Genomic DNA, 4,898 nt, shown 5'->3' with positions numbered 1-4,898 from the left:
CGCACGTTCAGAGAAAGAGTGCCTGTCCGGCGCCTGGTGGCCACTCGTTCTCTGAACGTGCGCGGGCGGCCGCGCGGGGTGCGGAGCGGGGGTCAGGCGGCGGCGAGGTGGACGCCGTCGCGGCCGTGCCGCTTGACGGCGTAGAGGGCCTGGTCCGCGCGGCGGAGGGTGAGCTCCGGGGACTCGCCGGGACGGGGCAGGGCGACACCGACGCTGATCGTCCGCCCGGTACGCCGGGCCGCCTCGGTGAGCCGTTCGGCGATCCGGACCGCCTCCTCGGGCCGGTTCACCTCGATCACCGCGACGAACTCGTCGCCGCCGATCCGGTAGAGCTCGTCGCCCTGGCGCAGCGCCCCCTCCAGCGCCCGGGCCAGGCCGACCAGCACCCGGTCGCCCGCCTGGTGGCCGTACGTGTCGTTGACGGTCTTGAAGCCGTCCACGTCGATCGCCAGCAGGGCCGTGCGGCCCGGGGTGGCCGCCGCGATCCGCTGGCCGAACGGCCCGGTGTGCCGCAGCCCGGTGAGCGGGTCGGAGCTGGCCTGCTCGCGTAGCCGGGCGAGGGTGCGCAGCCGGTCCAGGCAGCTCCACGCCTGCCCGGCGAGCAGCTCCACCAGGTTCACCGTGGTCGGGTCGGGGCGGAGCAGACGCTCGTCGGCGACCAGCAGTGCGCCGCCCTCGCCGGCCGGGCCGACCGGCACCACGATCAGGGTGCGTACGCCCGCCCGGACCAGGGGTTCGTGGTCGGCGACCGGCGGGTGCCCCGGTTCGCCGAGGGTGTAGCCGGCGCCGTAGCGGTGGGCACGGCTGACCATCTGGCCCAGCGCCGCCGGCCCGGCCTCGGCCAGCTCGGCCCGGATCCGCGCCTCCAACTCGCCCGGGCCGCCGGTCGGCGGGTCGAGTCGGGGTCCGGCGGGACCGGCCAGCACCAGTACGGCGGCGGGCAGCGTCGACACGTCCCGGGCCGCGGTGACGGCGGCACTCAGCACGTCCCACTCGGTCGGCGCCGAGGTCAGCGCGGCGGCGTGCCGAAGCAGCTTCTCGCTACGGCTCTCCGCCGGTGGCCCGCCGAGCGCCACGATCCGGGCACCGAGCCGGGCGGCCAGCCGCTCGGCGGTCTCCCGCCACGGGGCCAGCTCCACCGGGTCGCACCACTGCAGGTCGAGCACGCCGATCGGGCGGCCCGCCGGGTCCAGCACCGGTACGCACACCTCGGCCGTGACGTCGGGGCGTACCGGCAGGTAGTCGGGGTCGGCGGCGACGTCCGGGACGACGGCGGTCACGCCGGACTCGTACACCCGGCCGACGATCCCGGTCCGCGGCGGGACGGTCGAGAAGACCTGCCAGGACCCGGTGGCCGCGACGCAGCGGAGCCGGTCGTGCACCTGCAACAGCACCGAGATGGTGGCCGGCGCGTAGCGGGCCAGCGCGGTGACGGTCCACTGGCACGCCTCGACGGCGGTCGACGCCATGGGGAGGCGGACCGTGACGTCACGGATGACTCGCTGGTGATCCATTCGCACGTCGTTCCAGGTAGGGGTGCTCGGCCCGGGGCCGGGAGGCGCGATCAAGGGTACTCAGCGCGGAGCCGATCCGCCCTTCGCTGAGCTGGGCGAACGGCTTCGTACACATGTGCTATCCACAGGCTGTGGATGCTGGCTGTGGGCTGGGCCGCCCGCGCCGCGCGGGCCGCGACGATAGCGTGGGGGTACCGGTCGAGTGGAGGCACGATGCTCATCGCCCAGCTCAGTGATCCGCACCTGACCACCGGTGTGCTCGGCGCCGAGCCGGCCGCCGGGCTGCACCGCGCGCTCGGCCGGGTGCTGGCGTTGCGTCCCCGGCCGGACTGCGTGGTGATCACCGGCGACCTCGTCGACCACGGCCGCACCGACGAGTACGTCACGCTGCGCGAGGTGATCGGGCGCTTCCCGCTGCCGGTGCACCTGGTCGCCGGCAACCACGACGACCGGGAGTCGCTGCTCGACACCTTCGGCGGTACGCCCCTGCTGGGCGGGGGCTTCTCCGCCTACTACCACGTCGACCACCCGGACGTGACCATCGTGGTGCTGGACTCGCTGGTGCCGGGGTCGGGCGGCGGGCGGCTGGGTGAGGAGCAGCTCGGCTGGCTGGAGGGGGTGCTCGCCGGCCGGCCCGACGCGCCCGCCCTGGTCTGCCTGCACCACCCGCCGATCGACGTCGGGCTGCCCGCCGCCGACGCCGTCCGGCTCACCGACGGTGACGCCCTCGCCGAGGTGATCGGCCGGCACCCGCACGTGGTCCGGGTGCTCGCCGGCCACCTGCACCGGCCGGTAACGGCCGCCTTCGCCGGTACCGTGCTCACCACCGCGCCCAGCACCTGGCGGCAGGCGTCGCTCACCATGAGCCCCGACGAGCCGATCGGCTGGGTCGCCGAGCCCACCGGCTTCCTGCTGCACCGGGTGGTCGGCGGCGGCTGCGTGACCCACACCGTCGAGGTCAGCCACGCCGCCGGCCTGACCTGCACCTACTGATCGGGTGTCGTCGGTCGACCGGCCGTCTCCACCGCCCGGCCGGTGCCGCTCATCGGGACGTCCTCGGCCTGGTCCGCCGTCCGGTCCGATTTCCAGGCCGGCCCGCCGAGGATCCGGCCTGGTGCTCGTCACCTGACCGTCATGTCCTAATCGCCCGGTCGTCCCGGCCGGGTCACCGGCGATTGTCGCAGCTCTGGTGTGCTGCCCAGGTCGACCGTTCGCGGCTCGGATGAGAGGCTGTCCCCGGCGGGGCGGCGGCCCCCACCGCTGCCACCCGCGATCGAACCCTGCCGACGGCGGGGCCGGGGCCCGACGCGAACCACCGATCGGGTGCCCGCCGCGCCGGTATCCCATGAGGAGTTCCATGTCCATCCCCGGGATGCGTAGGGCCGCCATCGGCCTGACCGCGCTCGCCGTGACCGCGTTCGGCGCGGTCGCCACAACCCCCGACCAGGCGGACGCCGGACCCAAGCCGGTCGACGTCACCCTGCTCGCCCTGAACGACTTCCACGGCAACCTCGAACCGCCGAGCGGCTCCAGCGGCTCCATCGCCGGGCAGCCGGCGGGCGGCGTCGAGTACCTCGCCACCCACCTGGCCGAGCTGCGCGCGGCCGCCAAGAAGAAGAACACCATCACGGTTGCCGCCGGCGACCTGATCGGCGCGTCCCCGCTGCTCTCCGCGGCGTTCCACGACGAGCCGACGATCGAGGCGCTGTCGATGGCCGGGCTGGACTACGCCAGCGTCGGCAACCACGAGTTCGACGAGGGCGCCGCCGAGCTGCTGCGCATCCAGAACGGTGGTTGCCACCCGGTCGACGGCTGCGCCGACGGCACCCCATACGAGGGCGCCGGCTTCCAGTACCTGTCGGCCAACGCGTTCACGACGGCGACCAACCGGCCGCTGCTGCCCCCGTACGCGATCCACAAGGTGCAGGGCGTCAAGGTCGGCTTCATCGGCATGACGCTGGAGGGCACCCCGCAGATCGTCAGCCAGGAGGGTGTCGCCGGGCTGAGCTTCGCCGACGAGGCGGACACCGCCAACCGGTACGCCCGCGAGCTGCGCCGCAAGGGCGTCGAGGCGATCGTGGTGCTGCTGCACGAGGGCGGCACCCAGGCCGCGACCGGTGGCATCAACGACTGTGTCGGGATGACCGGCCCGATCGTCGACATCGCCAACCGGATGGACCCGTCGATCGACGTGGTGGTCAGCGGGCACACCCACCAGGCATACAACTGCAACATCAACGACAAGCTGGTCACCAGCGCCAGCTCGTTCGGGCGCCTGGTCACCGACATCGACCTGAAGATCGACCGCCGTACCGGTGACGTGCTCACCGCCACCGCCGAGAACGTGGTGGTCACCCGGGACGTCGACCCGGACCGGGACCAGACCACGCTGATCAACCGGTACAAGGAGGTGCTCGGCCCGGTCGCCGGCCGCGTCGTCGGCGAGACCACCACGGCGATCACCAAGACGCAGGAGAACCTGCTCGCCACGTGCAGCCCGCAGGTCCCCGCCAGCTGCGGTGAGTCCCCGTTGGGCAACCTGATCGCGGACGCGCAGCTCGCCGCCACCGACGACGAGCAGGGCGCGGTCGCCGCGTTCATGAACCCGGGCGGCGTTCGCGCCGACCTGGGCGCCGGCCCGGTCACCTACGAGGAGGCGTTCACGGTGCAGCCGTTCGCCAACAACCTGGTGACCCTCGACCTCACCGGCGCGCAGCTGTACTGCCTGCTGGAGCAGCAGTTCGTCACCGGTCGCATCCTCTACCCGTCGTCGACCGTGCGCTACGTCGTCGACCTGAACGGCACCACCGGCCCCAGCACGGACCCGTGCGCCGGCAGCCGGGTGGTCCGAGGCAGCCTGACCTTCGGCGGGGTGGCGGTCGACACCGCCAGCACCTACCGGGTCACGGTGAACAACTTCCTGGCCGGCGGCGGTGACGGCTTCAGCGTCCTCACCGGCGGCACGAACCTGGTCACCGGCATGATCGACCTGGACGCCTTCGTGGCCTACCTGACCGCGGAGTCCCCGGTCTCGGCCCCGGCGCTGGACCGCATCCGCACCACCGCCGAGGTCGCCGCCGCCTGACGGCAGCACCCGCGCGGATCGGGCCCCGGAGCGACGTGCTCCGGGGCCCGACCCGTTCAGATCGACGTACCGAACCGCAGGCGCAAAGACGACCGTGAGGGACGAAAGGCCGCGGGCCCGAGGATGACCGGCCGCGGGCACGCGGATGGCCGGCTGCGAGCGCGAAGATCGCGCTCGTTCCTGGATGTAGTGGCCTCGAAGCCGCGTCGAGGCCACTACATCCACGATGTAGCACCAGCTTCCTAGCGACCCGGCGGGGCTCCGTCAGGGCCTCGGGTGGCTCGGGGGCGGGTCAGGCG

Annotated in this window: 3 protein-coding genes; 2 read left to right on the top strand and 1 reads right to left on the bottom strand. The window is 73.4% G+C overall.

Annotated elements, in window-relative coordinates; translation table 11 throughout:
* Positions 1 to 92: 92 nt before the first annotated feature.
* Positions 93 to 1,514, bottom strand: coding sequence for a GGDEF domain-containing protein (locus tag DLJ47_RS33360; protein WP_109906097.1), 1,422 nt, complete (start codon positions 1,512 to 1,514; stop codon positions 93 to 95).
* Positions 1,515 to 1,727: 213 nt separating this feature from the next.
* Here DLJ47_RS33360 and DLJ47_RS33355 point away from each other — a divergent pair, with 213 nt between their 5' ends.
* Positions 1,728 to 2,507 carry a phosphodiesterase gene (locus DLJ47_RS33355; RefSeq protein WP_109906095.1) on the top strand — a complete coding sequence of 260 codons (780 nt, stop codon included), beginning with the start codon at positions 1,728 to 1,730 and terminating at the stop codon, positions 2,505 to 2,507.
* 364 nt (positions 2,508 to 2,871) lie between these two features.
* Positions 2,872 to 4,599 carry a bifunctional metallophosphatase/5'-nucleotidase gene (locus tag DLJ47_RS33350; protein WP_109906093.1) on the top strand — a complete coding sequence of 576 codons (1,728 nt, stop codon included), beginning with the start codon at positions 2,872 to 2,874 and terminating at the stop codon, positions 4,597 to 4,599.
* Positions 4,600 to 4,898: the final 299 nt, after the last annotated feature.

Origin of the sequence: Micromonospora sp. S4605 (assembly GCF_003176715.1) — a bacterium.
Lineage (GTDB): Bacteria > Actinomycetota > Actinomycetes > Mycobacteriales > Micromonosporaceae > Micromonospora > Micromonospora echinaurantiaca.
This window is presented reverse-complemented; position numbering and strand designations above follow the sequence as displayed.

Bases quoted from the DNA above. Each gene is read 5' to 3' on its own strand.
- DLJ47_RS33360 (WP_109906097.1), bottom strand. From the start codon at position 1,514: ATGGATCACCAGCGAGTCATCCGTGACGTCACGGTCCGCCTCCCCATG.
- DLJ47_RS33350 (WP_109906093.1), top strand. From the start codon at position 2,872: ATGTCCATCCCCGGGATGCGTAGGGCCGCCATCGGCCTGACCGCGCTC.
- DLJ47_RS33355 (WP_109906095.1), top strand. From the start codon at position 1,728: ATGCTCATCGCCCAGCTCAGTGATCCGCACCTGACCACCGGTGTGCTC.